Here is a 17,321-nt window from a genome sequence, read left to right on the forward strand (position 1 = left end):
AGCACGTATTTACGGACGAGTTGCAGCTACACGAAGTATTTGGGATACACGCGATGAAGCATTTATTATTGAGTCCCTACTCAATCAGGACTACTCCCCTTCTCTTCAATCACGTATAGCCAATTTTAAATGGCAACCAGCTGAACGTTTCTTTGGAGTGGTGGGTAATTTTGATACCTCGAACAGTTTACATTCCAGTTTTATTCAAGCTGATTTTCGTAATGCTATTTTGAAGCTTGGCGGACAAGCCTGCATTACTTCTCATGACTCCTACACTATTCTTTTAGTGGGAATGGGTGAAGAATCTTCTCGTCAGCCTTTCTTAGAAGTGATGGCTGAGCTCTTCGAAAAAATTCCTGCTGTATGCTATGGTCCTGTACGCTCACGTTTGGAAGGCGCTTCGGCATCTTTGCGTGCTGCGGTGAATGGTTTTAAGGCTCGTTTTGCTTACCCTGACCATCCAAATCCTATGCGTGCAGAAGATTTACTTGCTGAACGTGCGCTTTTCGGAGACGTTGATGCTCAAGATGAGCTCTATGATAAGGTTTATGCTCCTATGAAGAAAGAGGAGCACAAAACGCAGATTCTTTCTACACTGAAGAATTATTTATTCACTGGTTTTTCTTTGGGAAAAACTGCTCGTGCTTTGAATGTGCACCCTAATACAATTCGTTATCGTCTCAAAAAGTCCGTTCAACTCACTGGATGGGATGCCACCGATTCTCATGAAGCGTATGTTTTATTAACCGCTATTAAGATTGGCCTGCATAAGGATGCTTTAGCTCTTATGCATCAGTAATTGGGGAGTTCTTCTTTACGCGCGTCACCTGAACTCCTGTCCCCTCCCTGCTTCATACCCTTCTCTCCCCCACTTAACCGATTAATACACCTTTTATGCTAGTTTTGATGCGCAAAAATGGCTTCACAAGTGGCATATCAGTTGCGCGTATCGATTTCACTCATACAGGCAAAACAAAAGTCTCGCACAGTTCTCATAAACTGCACGAGACTTTTTATATTAGCTGAATTTACTCAGTAAAATCAGCAGAGCCGCCAAGGTTCAGGTCTCCTCCGTCAACTTGTCCTCCAAAATCGTTGAGGAAGTCATCTGGATTAAATTCCTGACCCAAGTCGAGATCAGCAAGGTCAAGGTTTGCGAAGTCAACATCAGAGAAGTCTGCATCGCCCAAACCAGAGAAGTCACCGTTCATATCATTATCCAAACCGAAGCTTGGGTAAATAGTGTCACGGATAGCCTTATCTGGCTCTACCTTAATATTGCCGTAACGAGACAAACCGGTACCTGCTGGAATCAGCTTACCAATAATCACGTTCTCCTTCAGACCCTTCAGGTCATCAACCTTCTGACTCAAAGCAGCCTCGGTCAGAACGCGAGTAGTCTCCTGGAAGGATGCAGCAGACAGCCAGGATTCGGTAGCCAAGGAAGCCTTGGTAATACCCATCAATACTGGACGTCCTACGCCTGGCTTATGACCTGCGGCCACAGCAGCCTTATTTGCAGCGCGGAAGATCTGCTGATCAACCAATTCACCTGGAAGATACTTGGTATCGCCGGACTCAATAACGGTAACGCGGCGCAGCATCTGGTGCACAATCACTTCAATATGCTTGTCGTGAATATCTACACCCTGGCTGCGGTATACATCGTGAACACCTTCCACAATGGATACCTGACCTGCACGAGCACCGAGAATATCAGTAATCTTCTTAGGATCAACAGAACCTTCGGTCAGCTGGTCACCAGCTTCAACATGCTGTCCATCCTGAACGATAACTGGGTTACGACGAGATACTGGGTATTCAATCACATCGCTACCATCATCTGGGCTGAGCAGAATCTTACGTCCTGCTTCGTTATCTTCAATGCGCACAGTACCTGCATCGCTAGCAATTGGAGCTTCACCCTTAGGATTACGTGCCTCGAAAAGCTCAGCAACACGAGGAAGACCCTGCGTAATATCAGATGCCGATGCAACACCACCGGAGTGGAAGGAACGCAGCGTCAGCTGAGTACCAGGTTCACCAATGGACTGTGCTGCCACAATACCTACTGCTTCACCAATATCCACGAGGCGATTAGTTGCCAAGGACCAGCCGTAGCACATTGCGCACACACCGTTGGTGGATTCGCAGGTCAATACGGAACGACCGGATACCTTTTCTACACCGTGAGCAACCAAATCGTTGAGCACGTCCATAGACAAAGCATCTCCGCGCTTGTACAGAACGGTTTCGCCATCTGCTGGATCAATCACATCTGCAGCCAAAATACGGGAGTATGGGCCACCATCAGCGTTCTTAACCAATACGAGGTTGCCGTCAGCATCGCGTTCAGCAATCTGCATTGGCAGACCCTTCTTGGAACCGCAGTCGTGAGAACGAACAATAACATCCTGAGATACGTCTACCAGACGACGTGTGAGGTAACCAGACTCTGCAGTACGCAATGCGGTATCTGCCAGACCCTTACGAGCACCGTGCTGAGAAATGAAGTACTCGAGCACAGACAAACCATCACGGTAGTTAGACTTCACTGGACGAGCAATAGTTTCACCCTTAGGATCTGCCACAAGGCCTCGCATACCAGCAATCTGACGAATCTGCATCCAGTTACCGCGAGCTCCAGACTGAACCATGATGTTCACATTATTATCGTCATGGAAGTTCTCCTGCATAGCGTCTGCTACCTTATCGGTGCACTCTGTCCACAGGTTAATCAGCTCTTGCTTACGTTCTTCTTCGGTCAGCAGACCCATATCATACTGGTCGTTAACCTTACGAGCTTGCTCTTCGTAGGATTCTACAATCTCCTGATGGTTGCTTGGAGCAACAATATCGGAGAATGCCATGGTCACACCAGACCATGGTGCACGGGTGAAGCCCAGATCCTTCAAAGCATCCAGAGTTGCTGCCACCTGCTGCGTAGAGTAACGAGCAGCAATGTCATCAACAATGCCAGAGAGCTTGCCCTTAGCTACCTGTTCATTGACGAATGGGTAGTCTACTGGCAAAGTCTCGTTAAAGAGCATACGACCGTAAGAGGTTGCGAAGAGCACAGAACCATCTGCAAAGCGCTCTTCCTGAGCAACAGTTACATTGCCGTCAATAGGATCAATAATCTCTACCTCGCCTGGCTGCCAGTTCTTTGGCAGAACGAAGCCTTCAGGCTGACGAATCAGTACCTTAGCCTGCATATCAATCTCGCCCAAGTCCAAAGCCATACGAGCTTCAGCCATGGAACTGAATACGCGACCCTGACCCTTAGCACCGCCAACAACAGTAGACAAGTAGAACAAACCAATAATCATATCCTGAGAAGGCATGGTTACGGTGTGACCGTCTGCTGGCTTCAAAATGTTGTCGGAACCCATCATCAAAGTACGCGCTTCAGCCTGAGCTTCAGCAGACAAAGGCAAATGCACTGCCATCTGGTCACCATCGAAGTCAGCGTTAAATGCTGCACAAGCAAGTGGCGGAAGGTGGATTGCTTTACCTTCTACAAGCACAGGCTCGAATGCCTGAATACCCAGACGGTGCAAAGTAGGTGCACGGTTAAGAAGTACTGGATGTTCAGCAATAACTTCTTCAAGAACATCCCACACCACAACATCACCGCGGTCTACAAGACGCTTTGCGCTCTTCATGTTCTGAGAGTAGCCCTTATCAACCAAACGCTTAATAACGAATGGCTTGAACAGCTCCAGAGCCATAGACTTTGGCAAACCGCACTGGTGCATACGTAAGGATGGTCCAACCACAATTACGGAACGACCAGAGTAATCTACACGCTTACCCAGCAAGTTCTGACGGAAACGACCCTGCTTACCCTTGAGCATATCGGACAAGGACTTCAGTGGGCGGTTGGATGCACCTGTTACTGGACGACCGCGACGACCGTTATCGAAGAGCGAATCAACTGCTTCCTGCAACATGCGCTTTTCGTTGTTCAGCATGATTTCTGGAGCACCCAGTTCAATCAGTCGCTTCAAACGGTTATTACGGTTAATAACGCGACGATACAAGTCGTTCAAATCAGAGGTTGCAAAGCGTCCACCATCAAGCTGAACCATTGGGCGCAAATCTGGTGGAATAACTGGAACAACATCCAGAACCATAGCTGCTGGGGATTTGCCGGTATCTACGAAGGAGCGTACAACCTTCAAACGCTTCAAAGCGCGAGCCTTGCGCTGACCTGTACCGGTAGCAATAGCATCTTGAAGTTCTTCAGTTGCAGCCTGCAAATCGAAGTCGAGCAAGCGCTGACGAATAGCTTCAGCACCCATGCAACCTTCGAAGTAATCACCGTAGCGATCTTCCATCTCACGCCACAGATCTACATCGCCTTCCATATCGCCAGGCTTTAAACTCTTGAACTTCTCCCATACAGCACTGCTACGAGCAATTTCGTCATCGTACTTCTGGCGAATATTCTTGAGTTCTTTTTCTGCGCTAGAACGCAATTTTGCCTTAGCTGGAGACTTTGCGCCGTCTGCTTCGAGCTCAGCCAAATCTTCTTCGAGCTTCTTCGCGCGAGTATCTAACTCGTTATCGCGACGCTGAGTCAAACGGCTAATTTCTACATCAAACTCATCTTGAAGATCTGGCATATCCTTATGACGTGCATCCTCATCTACCTTAGTGACCATATAGGCAGCAAAGTAGATAACCTTTTCGAGGTCCTTTGGAGACATGTCAAGCAGGTAGCCCAAACGGGATGGAACACCCTTGAAGAACCAGATATGTGTTACTGGCGCAGCAAGTTCAATGTGTCCCATACGTTCACGGCGTACGCGGGAGCGGGTTACTTCCACACCACAACGTTCGCACACAATGCCCTTAAAGCGCACGCGCTTGTACTTTCCACATGCACATTCCCAATCGCGAGTAGGTCCAAAAATCTGCTCACCGAACAGACCGTCCTTTTCAGGCTTCAAGGTACGGTAATTAATGGTCTCCGGCTTCTTCACTTCACCGTGGGACCAGCCGCGAATCTCTTCGGCTGTTGCCAAACCAATTCGCACTTGATCAAATGCGTTTACATCAAGCATTTAATGTCCTGTCTTTTCTGTTTATTACGTCTACTTATCGGCTTACTTTATGGCTTCAGCGAGCAGCTTAGGCCTGGAACTCAGATGCTACTGGCTCTTCATAACCAGCAGATGCATCTGGGCGAGATCCAATATTGAAGCCGAGATCATCAGTAGCAGAAACTGGGTCTCCGTCTTCTTCCTTCATATCGATAGCAACGCCTTCAGCGTTAAGCACTTCAACATTCAGAGACAGGGACTGCATTTCCTTGAGCAGAACCTTGAAGGATTCTGGAATACCTGCAGATGGCAAGTTATCGCCCTTAACGATAGCTCCGTATACACGTACGCGACCGTCTACGTCATCGGACTTTACAGTCATCATTTCGTGCAGGGTATGTGCTGCTCCATAAGCTTCCAGAGCCCATACCTCCATCTCACCGAAGCGCTGACCACCGAACTGAGCTTTACCGCCCAATGGCTGCTGGGTAATCATGGAGTAAGGACCTGTAGAACGAGCGTGAATCTTGTCGTCTACCAAATGGTGGAGCTTAAGCATGTACATGTAGCCCACAGAAATTGGCTTGCCGAATGGTTCACCGGTACGTCCGTCGAAGAGCTGAGCCTTACCATTCTTGCCAACCATGTGATCACCATCGCGGTTAGGCAAAGTGGTAGAGAGCAAACCGTTGAGTACATCTGGCTTCACGCCATCGAAGACAGGGGTTGCCACAGGAGTGCCAGGTTCGCCCTTTTCGGCACCTTCTGGGATGTAGTTCTTCCATGCTGCTTCCAAATCTGGATCGATGCTAATATCCCAACCAGACTTAGCAATCCAACCCAAGTGGAATTCCAGAACCTGACCAACATTCATTCGAGATGGCACACCCAATGGGTTCAACATAATATCCACTGGAGTACCGTCTGCGAGGAATGGCATATCTTCTTCTGGAAGGATACGAGAAATAACACCCTTATTACCGTGACGACCTGCGAGTTTATCGCCCTGCGTAATCTTACGATGCTGAGCAATATACACGCGAATCATGTGGTTTACGCCAGTTGGAAGTTCATCGCCGTCTTCTTCGGCATCTTCGCGAGTAATTTCCTTAATACCAATAACAGTACCATTCTCACCGTGTGGTACGCGCAAAGAAGTGTCACGTACTTCGCGGCTCTTCTCACCGAAGATAGCGCGCAGCAGACGCTCTTCTGGAGTCAGCTCAGTTTCACCCTTAGGTGTAACCTTACCTACCAAAATATCGCCTGGCTCAACTTCGGCACCCACGCGAATAATACCGCGGTCATCGAGGTTAGCCAAAGCATCTTCACCTACGTTTGGAAGATCACGAGTAATTTCTTCTGCGCCAAGCTTGGTTTCACGAGCATCAATCTCGTACTCTTCAATGTGAATGGACGACAATGTATCGTCCTGAACCAAACGCTGAGAAATAATAATTGCATCTTCGTAGTTGTAACCGTTCCAAGGCATGAAGGCTACGAGCAAGTTCTTACCCAAAGCCAATTCACCCTGATCAGTTGCAGGACCATCAGCCAAAACAGATCCAACTTCAACGCGGTCTCCTTCGTTAACCAAAGGAACCTGGTTGTAGCATGTGGTCTGATTGGAGCGCTGGAACTTAACGAGCTTGTAAGAAGACTGAGTGCCATCGTCGTTGAGTACGCGAATTAAATCAGCGGACACATAGATAACAACACCATCTTTATCAGCCTTAATAACATCACCAGAGTCAACAGCTGCACGCCATTCTGTGCCCGTACCAACCAATGGTCGTTCGGACTTAATCAGAGGCACAGCCTGACGCTGCATGTTAGCACCCATCAATGCGCGGTGACCCTCATCATGCTCCAAGAACGGAATCAAGGAAGCACCCACAGACACCATCTGGCGTGGGGATACATCCATGAAATCAACCTGAGAAACAGGAACGTCCTCTGCTTCTGCGTTCGCATCTCGTACCAGAGCTTCCTGGGTTAAGAAACGACCTTCAGCATCGAGCTTCTGGTTAGCCTGTGCAATGAAGTGCTCGGATTCCTGATCTGCAGTCATGTATACCACATCGTTGGTTACCTGACCGTCCACAACCTTGCGGTATGGAGTTTCAATGAAACCGAATGGGTTCACACGACCGAAGGTCGCCAAGGAACCAATCAAACCAATGTTTGGACCTTCAGGAGATTCAATTGGGCACATACGTCCGAAGTGGGACTGGTGTACATCTCGAACTTCCATGGAGGCGCGGTCACGAGACAAACCACCAGGACCCAAAGCAGAAAGACGACGCTTATTGGTTACTCCTGCCAGTGGATTGTTCTGATCCATGAACTGAGACAGCTGAGAAGTACCGAAGAACTCCTTAATAGCTGCTGCTACTGGACGAATGTTCAGCAGAGACTGCGGAGTAATTGCTTCAGCATCCTGAGTGGTCATACGTTCACGCACAACACGTTCCATACGAGACAAACCAGTGCGCAGCTGGTTCTGAACCAACTCACCCACCTGACGGATACGACGGTTTCCGAAGTGATCAATATCGTCTACGTCAACACGCAGTTCAACATCTTCACCATTGCGCTTTCCTGGGAAGGTCTCGCTATCTGCATGCAAGCTGACCAAGTACTTAATGGTAGCGATAATGTCTTCACGAGACAAAGAACGATCGTTAACATCAGCTTCCAAACCAAGCTTCTGATTAATCTTGTAACGACCAACGCGAGCCAAATCGTAACGCTTGGTATTGAAGTAGAAGGAGTCAAGCAAGTTACGACCAGCATCTGCAGTTGCAGCATCGTTTGGACGAATCTTGTGGTACAGCTCAACAAGAGCTGCTTCCTGGCTCTCTGTCTTATCCTGCTCCAAAGCAGACATAACCAAAGGATAATCCTTGAAAGCGGTAGCAATCTCGGAATCAGTCATGCCAATAGCCTTCAAGAAGACAATTGCAGACTGCTTACGCTTACGATCGATACGCACGCCCAAAACGTCGTTCTTATCGATTTCAAACTCAAGCCATGCACCACGGCTTGGAATAATCTTTGCGCCGAAAACTTCCTTATCGGAAGACTGCACGGCTTGACGATCGAAGTACACACCTGGGGAACGTACTAACTGAGAAACGATAACACGCTCAGTACCGCCAATAATGAAGGTACCATGAGGTGTTTGGAGTGGAAAATCACCCATGAACACGGTCTGGGACTTAATTTCACCAGTCTCATAGTTAGTGAATTCCGCATTCACATACAAAGGAGCAGAATAGGTGTAATCCTTTTCCTTGCACTCCTGCACGGTGTGACGTGGATCTTCGAAGTATGGATCGGAGAAGGTCAAAGACATGGTCTGAGCGAAGTTCTCAATAGGAGAAATTTCGTTAAAGACCTCGTCAAGACCGGAGATGTGAGGAACAGTAAATGTACCGTTGTTTTCATCTTCAGTAACACGTGCCTGCCAGCGTTCGTTACCAATCAGCCAGTCAAAGCTGTCGGTTTGTACGCCGAGAAGATCAGGCACTTCAATTGGCTCACGGATAGAGCCGAAATTAACACGGTCAGTTGCCTTACGCAGTTTGATGTCATTCTCATCTGCGCGTGCAATTACTGCCGTTGCACTATTGCTTTTCTGAGCAGCCAAGGGGAATTCCTTACCATTCGCTGTAATTACATTGTTTTCGAGTTATTATCGAAAGCGATAGCAAGAGCCGCTATATACACTTGCATCACCGCTTTTAGCCCATGCCCGCAATATGACACAAGTCAGAACATATCAAGTATATTTATTCACAGAAGAAAAGTCAAGTTTAAACTGTTTATTTTTGTTGTTTTCTCTAGGCGTGTCGAGATTGTCCATGTAGTCTGAAGATGCTCGCGTGGTAACTATTGTGCGTGCAACGCAACAAGTATAAAAAATATGCGGAGCACTTCTACTCCGCATAGATTGTATTATGCAATCATCAACGCCACAACAATCACAAAAATACATATAGTCAGCGCAAAAAACGCACGATATATCTGCTTTGTCCTAGCATTCCATTTTCTACTAAAAATAATCCATGGAATAAGTAGAAGCACAATCAAACTTCCTAAAGCTATTACTGGAATATTCATAAGACTCTCCCCTCTCTCTCGCAACTACATCCGAGCCTAACAAACCTAGTCATCTGTAAGTTATGACTGAATAAGCTACAACTTAGGTGCGCCTTACTTCATCATTGGAGTAAAACGTGCATATAAGTATACTCCCCCCCCTCGTACCTACGTACCCATGCACCCGCAGTAATCAGCTAAAGCAAAAGCCCTGAACTAAGCTTGTCTGCCAGACCCAGTTTTACAACAAGGAGCAGAAAGTTCACGTAGTTCAGGGCTAGTATCGCGCTCTTCACTCTCTTCGCACTCTTCGTGCTCAATAACGCTCAATAACGATAACGATAACGAGCAGAGGCAAAAGCTATAATAAAAAGGCAAAAGCTTTAGTTATTCGCAGCCGCAACATCTCCCGCAGCATCGACCACTGATTGAGCAGAAGTTTCAGCTGTCCAGCGCGTTCTAAACTTAAGAAGAGTCATAACAGCCCATGCCGCAAGAAGAAGCGCACAGATACCGTCAACAACGAACAAGATAATCTTCCACGTGTCTATGCGAGCGCGAGGTTCTCCATTCTCATAGCGCCAAGAGTTCACCGTTGTGTACAAAATATTGCGCGTTGCTCGACGCATTTCAATAACAGCAGTAGCACTGAAGTCAGTGACATAATTCGTGGTTTTTGCTGTAGCAAGCATAATATCTGTTCCGCCGCGAATAAGCTGATCAGCATTTTGGTACCCGTAGTTTGGATCAGAGAAGTAGTCTGTTTCTACCATTCCTCTAAAGCCCCACTCGTCACGCAAGACGGTTTGGTTCAACGGCAAGGAAGCACTGGCATAAGTATTGCCAATATAGTTGCTCCCATAATCGCCATCGAGTTCACACCTGCATTAAGATTTGCTTTGATGACTGTTTCAAAAGGCTTCAGATAGATTTCTCGAATAGCCTGCTCGTTAGACCATGTTGTCAGCTGCCCGTTACGCTGCGTTTCTTGTTCATTTAGCGCGAAATGCTTAGTAAAAGCATATACGCCATACTGAGCAGCGCCCAGAACTTGTCCCGAAGCTAAAGAGCCTGTGAGTAATGGATCTTCAGAGAAATATTCAAAGTTTCGTCCTCCAAATTCGCTGCGGTGAATATTAATTGAAGGAGCATACCATCCTGCAATATTGAGTTCGTGAGCCATCACACCAATGTTTTCACCGAATTCACGGGCTAGCTGTTTGTTCCAGCTATTGGCTAACACAATATTTGCTGGCAGACCAATAGAAGAAACACCTGTGAAATTATCTTTGAGCGCTGCTGGACCGTCTACATCTGCTAAGCGAATTTTGCCAATTGAATCAATCGCCGCATTCGAGTACCCACCATTGGCAATCAGATTATTCATCTCATCAATGCTAAGCTGGTCGAGAAACCTGTCCCATAATTTATCGTCATAGGCTTTTCCTCGAAGCTGAGCCAAGCGAATATCATTCTTAGCGCCTGTTGTTGGCATCTTATCATCAGCTTTATCGAACTTGTGCGGATCATAGTTTCCGTTATTGTAAAAGGTTGATTTAGCTTCATCTGACATCTCAAAATTCGTTGGAGCCGCCACAGCCTGCGCATAGTTTTCGAAACTATTGTGGCGAGACAGATAGGTTACATCACCTTGTACGTCATCAAAAACATTCGTCGCTACTTGCTGATCTTGAGAATGCGTATGCTCAGTAGTATTGTACGTTATTGTTGAATCCACAGTAATATTCTTCGAGTCAATAATATGATAACTATCTTGGCGAATAGAAATATTGTAATCGCCTTGCTCAAGCACATACGCACGAGCATTCTTGTAGTCATACGATGCTAAATCATCTTCAGCGAAAGAGATCTTGACTGTTTGAGATTGTCCTGGAGCTAGTTCCTCAGTTTTGTCGTAGGCAATCAGATTTGCTGTTGCTTTTTCAATTCCTCCTTCAGTATAAGGAGGATTCGAGTAGACTTGCACAATATCTTTGCCTGGCACAGAACCCGTATTTGTAACTGTTACGTCAAAGCTGACTATACCCTGTGCATACGTTATATCGCCCATAGTTTGCTGGAAAGTCGTGTAGCTCAAACCGTATCCGAACGGGAACTGAACAACGTCATCATAGTTTATAACACCTAAGTCAGATGCTGTTTCAAAGAAACGATATCCAACATAAATACCCTCTACGTAATTTACAAAACGAGGAGAACGCAGTCCTCGAGCAGATTCAATCTCAAATTCCTGAGCATTCGCATACTTAAAGTCTCCAAAATTATTGAAACTTGGAGAGGCAGTGAAATCTTTGATAAATGTATCTGCAGTTTTACCAGATGGATTAACTGTTCCTTTCATAATCTCACCGATAGCTTGGAATCCGGCTTGACCAGGATGAGGTGCCCATAGCACAGATTTAATCTGCGAATAATCCTGCAAGAAACCCATTTCAAAAGCATTTGCACCGTTATACAACAGGATTACTTTATTAAAAGAACGTGTAACAAGCTCAAGCATATCTTTTTCTGTATGATTCAGCTCGAGATAATGCTGCCCCTCTTCAAAATCCTTATACTGCGAAGAATTGTTGGTATACACCACATCCGAAGCATTCATATCTTTAGGCAGGTCGAGACCTTCTCCACCCACGCGACCAATGACTACAACAGCAGTATCGGAGAATTATTGTGCTCCATCTATCAGTTGCTGTGAATAGTTAGTTGCTGGAGGTTCTGGCAAGGTCCAGTCTGCTTTAGTCACAGAAATTTCGCCACGTGTTGTGGAATAGTCGGTATAGAACTTCTCTAAATCTTTGTTGGTAGTAAAACCAGCAGATTTCAATGAGTCAAGAATAGATGTGGTTGGGTATGCATCAGACAGTGCTCCGGAACCAGTTCCTCCATAAATCGGATTTGTAGATGCCCACCCGAAAACATTAATTCGCCCTGGCTGAGAAATTGGTAGCGTGTTCTCCTTATTTTGTAAAAGAACTGCACCTTCACGTTCAAAATTAACAGCAAGAGCATTCGTCTTATCGATAGTGCTGTGCGTAAGAGATAAGCGCGCACTCGTAAATAACGTCAGCACCTTACTCAAAGGACTCAAAAGCATCATCGACATCGTTACCACTATGGTCGTCAACGCCACAATCCACGTACCCGAATGACTCAATTTACGCACGCTACGATGAGCAACCAATTTTTTATTCACACCAATCGTAAGCAAAAGCGCAATCAAAACTATAACGCCCGCAGTAATAAGATATGTCCGTACTGAACCAAACACAGCAAGAACATCATCTATATTAAGTTCAAGCATCAGTTATCCTTTCTTCATATCGCTTTCTTCATATCGCCTCCTTTCACCAGTGAAAAGAGTCCTCGTTGCGACCCTACGAGCGTATACAGAAAGCCATAGTGTGCTCAATGACCACATACGAAAGAATTGTGGCATTGCCACACAATAAGGGATAATGGATATAAACTCGTGATTGGCTCACCCGCTTTTATCCCATAGACCCGCATTACCCGCCTAAAGCAGCGCGAAAGGATATTATGAACACGGCTCACAACGAACATTCTTCACGCTGGATGCGCACTCACCACGCCATCGAAGGACACGAACGAACAGTAATTGCACTGTTTTTGAAAATACCCGCCTGCGCGACAAGCTCTAGCAGCATTTTATGAAAGTGCTTTTATATGATAGCGTTAGCTCATCATGAGAAAAACTTTTCCCTCGTCAGCGCAGCTGCTTCAACAGGTTCAATCTGGGCAGACCTTATCTGCTCGTCGTAGCATATATCTAGTTGCTATTCTGTCTTTACCAACAATTGCAGCGCAGTTATCGTATATTGTGATGCAATATATTGACGCTGGTATGGTTGGTCATTTAAGCACGCATGCGTCGGCTTCTATTGGTCTCGTTTCGCCTGTAACATGGGTTTTTCAAGGATTATGTTTTGCTTTAACCACTGGGTTTAGTGTTCAGGTAGCTCAAGCCTGCGGATCACAACACAATGCTGTGGCTCGCAATACAATGAAACAAGGTTTGATTGTTGGATTGTGTTTTTCTGCCCTTTTATCTGTGCTGAATGTTTCTTTATCTGCTTTCATACCTGTATGGCTTGGCGGAGACCCTGAAATTCGTTCTGATTCGACTGCATATATCTGTATTTTTGGTGCGTCTTTGTGCGCGTTACAGATTACTTCTTTGGGTAGCGCAATGATTCAAAGCACTGGAAATATGAAAATCCCCAGTGTTGTTAGCATTATTATGTGCTTGTGCGACGTTCTCTTCAACTCTATGCTTATTTATCCTGCTCACACATATAGCTGGGGGTATTTTTCTGTGCTGTGGCCTGGAGCCGATTTAGGTGTAGCCGGCGCAGCATTAGGAACAGCTCTTGCTGAGCTTGTGGGAGCGCTTATCTATCTGTGGTATATGCTTCTTCACAGCCCATTTTTGAAACTGCACTCTCATGAACGTTTGCATTTTCATCGTTCAATTTTATTGACTGCGCTGAAAATTAGTGCGCCTGTTGCCGTTGAAAATGCTGTGACTAATTGTGCACAAGTGGTGAGCACACGCATTATTGCGCCTTTAGGAACCACAGCAATTGCTGCTAATGCTTTTGCTGTAACTGCTGAAAGTATTTGTTATCAACCAGGTTACGGTATTGGTTCTGCTTCTACAGCCATTGTTGGGCAATCTATTGGAGCAAAGCAACGTATTATGTCTCAGCGTTTCGCTTGGCTTTCTATTGCACTGGGAGTTGTCACTATGAGTATTGCTGGCATAGTGATGTTTATTGGAGCGCCTTATATTATTGCTTTGCTCTCCCCTGATAAGGATATTCAGTCCGTTGCTTCGACTGCTTTGAGGATTGGCACTCTTGCTGAGCCATTTTTTGCTGTGTCGATTGTAGCTTCTGCTGCTTTGAGAGGATCTGGGGATACTTTAGTGTCCAGCTTCTTTAATGCTGGAACTATCTGGGCTATACGCGTGCCTCTTGCTATATTTTTATGCCCATTATTGGGAGTGAATGGTTACTGGTTAGCGTGTGTTATTCAGTGGTGGATTTGCGGAGCTTTGTTCTTATATAGGGTAAAAAGCAATGTGTGGCTTAACAAGCTCTCACATGAAAGTTAAGCCACACATATTTATTTACCAGCGATCATGCACATACTGACGAATATGCTCGTTATACAAATCTTCTAAAGCCTCATGTAATTGTGCTGGTAGAGGGGCAAGATCAGCAGCTTGACTATCGCTCTTCACCTGTGTGGTATTACGACCTCCAGAAATAACAGTGCTTACACCTTCTTGGTCTAAAATCCATCTCAATGCTACTTGTGCAGGGCTGGCTTGAGGAACATATTCGCGTGCGAGCGCGCTAAATGTTTGAGCAGCTTCTACCCCAACGTCAAAAGGAACACCTGCAAAAGTCTCTCCCACATCGAAGGACTCACCGTGACGATTGTATGTGCGATGATCTATTGGCGCGAAAGTGGTATCTTTCGTATATTTTCCGCTCAATAATCCTGATGCAAGAGGTACACGAACAATAATCGCTGTTCCTGTTTCTATTGCTCGTGGAAGCATTTCTTCTAATGGTTTTCTGCGGAAAACATTCATAATAATTTGTATAGATGCCACATGGTCACGTTGCATAGCTAATAAAGCTTGCTCGCATGTTTCTACGCTCACTCCATACCGAGCGATACGACCTTGCTCTACCATATCATCAAGAAAATCATAGGTGCGCTGTGCAGTAATCACATCCGTTGGAGGGCAATGTAACTGCACTAAATCTAAAGTATCCATCTGCAAATTAATGCGTGAACGGTCATTCCATACAATAAAATTATCTCGATCATACTCATCGAAAATCTGAGGCTCTCTGCGTCCCATTTTCGTAGCAATAAAAAGTTTCTTATCCAGATGATTCTTTCTGAACTGACCTACAAACTGCTCACTTCTGCCATCGCCATATACATCGGCGGTATCAATAAAAATAACGCCTTGCTCAACCGCGGTCTCAAGCACTGCATAAGCATCCTTTGGTGTAGCTTCTCCCCTAATCGGTGCCAAATTAGCACGTACCTAATCCAATTTCCGATACAGGCGTCCCTAAACGTGATGCGTGTCGCGTGTGCATAAAATACTCCTTTGTATGTGTGGTGCAATGTTTTTATTGTACTCGATGCTTCACCATTGGAGTGATGCACGTCTAAATCAAAAGTTATTTGATAACTCTTTCTATAAAGTCATTCAAACTCTTATGCTTCGAAGAGCGTGACTCATAATAATGTACGTCATAATCTGACGCAGACAGATCCATAGTCAAAGCATCCCACTCACGATTATCATTCATATTTACAGCTACAGCTACTTTATGCTGATTCCACTGCACCCAGTATTCGTTAGCAGAAAAAGGCGCGAAACCATCATCGGGCAAAAACACGGCATCGGGTATTTCTTTCACAGTTAAAACACTTGTCCGTTCATACAAGCTTGCCGAACCAAGCAAAAGAAATGAGTGTTCTTGCGCAACAAGAGTGTGCTGACCATCCGGAGAAGATAATTCTGTATAACTTGCTCCTGCATGACTCATTAGCAAAACAAAAGAAGCAAGAAAAGAAATCAGCATAATTGGAATCCATCCCAGTAAAACAAGAAGAAATCTAGCTATACGCTCAGATATTTTCCATAGACGTATAAAACCGTAAAGGATCCAAAGCAGCAGAATAAAACCTAAGATGTAATACACATCCTGCGCAGTTATATGAGCTACATAAAGATTAATCAGAACATTTTGATGAGGAACACTGTCTAGAAAACAGACGATAACCGTGAAAACAAACCAACATAGAGTGAGTATAGCGCATAGCCAATGTGCTGGAATTTTCTTTTTCATGCTGACCTATTTCTGCGGTACCGATAGACACTATTATAAGCCAGCTGGGAAGGCGAAGTTTTAGGAAAACTATAGACACGTTTAAAAGCAAATTTCGTAGAAGAAACTGGTACTGTATGTCCTGTTGCAGCGTAATGGCAACGATTGTGCAAGCTCGGTAAAATCCGCGTATGATTGGGCTGTTTGCGTCGTAGTCGATACTGATTTCTTGGAAGTAGTTTGAGCACATGGTTGCCTGGTTACCCATTGACAAAATTGAGTAGCTTACGTACTGTTCTCTCGATAGTTTACGGTTCATCCACTTATGTGTAATCCACCATAACTTTTCATCGATTTAACTGTTTTTAACGTTGTTACAAGGAACTTATTGAGACTGAAACATCATCGGTTATCTTGTGGAATTGGTGGTTCTTGTTCGGTCATTTTGTGGTCTTCCCTATTTTTATTGACCACTCTGCCATACAGATGAACAGACCATATCTCGTAGCGGAGAATGTTTTTACAAGTAGCGTGAGCAAGAACCGAACTTGCGTAGTAATAGTTGCTTCGGTTTTACAATCTGGCATTTTTGACCACTTGACTATCACGGCAACAAATGAGACGATTGGCTTGATTAGGTGGGAACTATCGTAACACCATGATTAAACAGCGAAGCTGGGTGATGCGGGGGTTCTCACCTAATTCTGATTAGAGCGCTTCCTTGCGAAAGGATATAGATTTTCCCTCTTTTAAATCTCTGACTACGTCGAATCCACTGAATAATTTCATCATCTGAAGCACCATGATTATCAACGTTGTCGAAGATAACTGTTGTAGCATCAAGCTTTTTCGATGTATTTCTTAGATAAGAGTCTACTGTATTTCTTGACGCAGCCATAGTGAGCGTTTTAATCTCTACACCATTTTTAAGGTCTGCAAGGCCCTTTTCTTCTTCCACCCCAGTAGCCGGATTAAAAACAAGCACACGATCCCCAAGGAATACCCTAATACCAGTCCCATAACATCGTTCCTGCAAGAGATAGTACAGCTCTGAAATTACTTCAACACACGATATAGCATGGAGGAAAATAAACAAAACCTCACACCACAACACATGAAAACAAAAATCTCACGACACAGCCAGCGAAACTATGTCGTGAGACATGACAAAAGCGGATGATAAGGGAATTAACCGTAACTACCCGCCACACCTTATAAAATAAGGTTTACAGGCAAGTGAAGAATTTTCTTCCCCTACATCTTCCCC

The 17,321-nt window shown here is 45.2% G+C and carries 8 protein-coding genes and 1 pseudogene; 2 read left to right on the forward strand and 7 right to left on the reverse strand.

What is annotated here, in order from left to right; translation table 11 throughout:
• Nucleotides 1-799, forward strand: a 799-nt coding sequence (locus G464_RS09430) for a PucR family transcriptional regulator (RefSeq protein ID WP_022857352.1), incomplete at its 5' end; no start/stop codon positions are given.
• Nucleotides 800-1,028: 229 nt separating this feature from the next.
• On the opposite strand, the gene G464_RS0107510 is transcribed toward G464_RS09430, so the two are convergent.
• The 4 genes and pseudogenes from G464_RS0107510 to G464_RS09435 all read right to left on the reverse strand — a co-directional run bounded on the left by G464_RS0107510 (nt 1,029) and on the right by G464_RS09435 (nt 12,474).
• Nucleotides 1,029-5,069 (reverse strand): DNA-directed RNA polymerase subunit beta', encoded by a 4,041-nt coding sequence (locus tag G464_RS0107510; protein WP_022857353.1) that lies wholly within the window; start codon nt 5,067-5,069, stop codon nt 1,029-1,031.
• A gap of 67 nt (nt 5,070-5,136) precedes the next feature.
• A complete protein-coding gene (rpoB, locus tag G464_RS0107515; protein ID WP_022857354.1) occupies nt 5,137-8,700 on the reverse strand; it encodes a DNA-directed RNA polymerase subunit beta in 3,564 nt (1,187 codons plus the stop codon).
• 308 nt (nt 8,701-9,008) lie between these two features.
• Nucleotides 9,009-9,173 (reverse strand): hypothetical protein, encoded by a 165-nt coding sequence (locus tag G464_RS10080; RefSeq protein WP_022857355.1) that lies wholly within the window; start codon nt 9,171-9,173, stop codon nt 9,009-9,011.
• A gap of 362 nt (nt 9,174-9,535) precedes the next feature.
• Nucleotides 9,536-12,474 (reverse strand): annotated as a pseudogene (locus G464_RS09435) (glycoside hydrolase family 3 protein).
• Between the two features lie 402 nt (nt 12,475-12,876).
• On the opposite strand from G464_RS09435, the gene G464_RS0107530 reads away from it, so the two are divergent.
• On the forward strand, nt 12,877-14,307 hold the full coding sequence (locus G464_RS0107530; RefSeq protein ID WP_021618589.1) for an MATE family efflux transporter: 1,431 nt from the start codon (nt 12,877-12,879) through the stop codon (nt 14,305-14,307).
• A 15-nt stretch (nt 14,308-14,322) separates the two neighbouring features.
• On the opposite strand, the gene G464_RS09440 is transcribed toward G464_RS0107530, so the two are convergent.
• From G464_RS09440 to G464_RS0107545, 3 genes are all read right to left on the reverse strand, one after another.
• Nucleotides 14,323-15,249 carry an aldo/keto reductase gene (locus G464_RS09440; protein WP_155237064.1) on the reverse strand — a complete coding sequence of 309 codons (927 nt, stop codon included), beginning with the start codon at nt 15,247-15,249 and terminating at the stop codon, nt 14,323-14,325.
• Between the two features lie 151 nt (nt 15,250-15,400).
• On the reverse strand, nt 15,401-16,075 hold the full coding sequence (locus G464_RS10085; RefSeq protein WP_152670872.1) for a hypothetical protein: 675 nt from the start codon (nt 16,073-16,075) through the stop codon (nt 15,401-15,403).
• 673 nt (nt 16,076-16,748) lie between these two features.
• Nucleotides 16,749-17,039, reverse strand: a complete 291-nt coding sequence (locus tag G464_RS0107545) for a hypothetical protein (protein ID WP_152670873.1) — start codon at nt 17,037-17,039, stop codon at nt 16,749-16,751.
• Nucleotides 17,040-17,321 lie beyond the last annotated feature (282 nt).

This window comes from Alloscardovia omnicolens DSM 21503 (assembly GCF_000420505.1).
Lineage (GTDB): Bacteria > Actinomycetota > Actinomycetes > Actinomycetales > Bifidobacteriaceae > Alloscardovia > Alloscardovia omnicolens.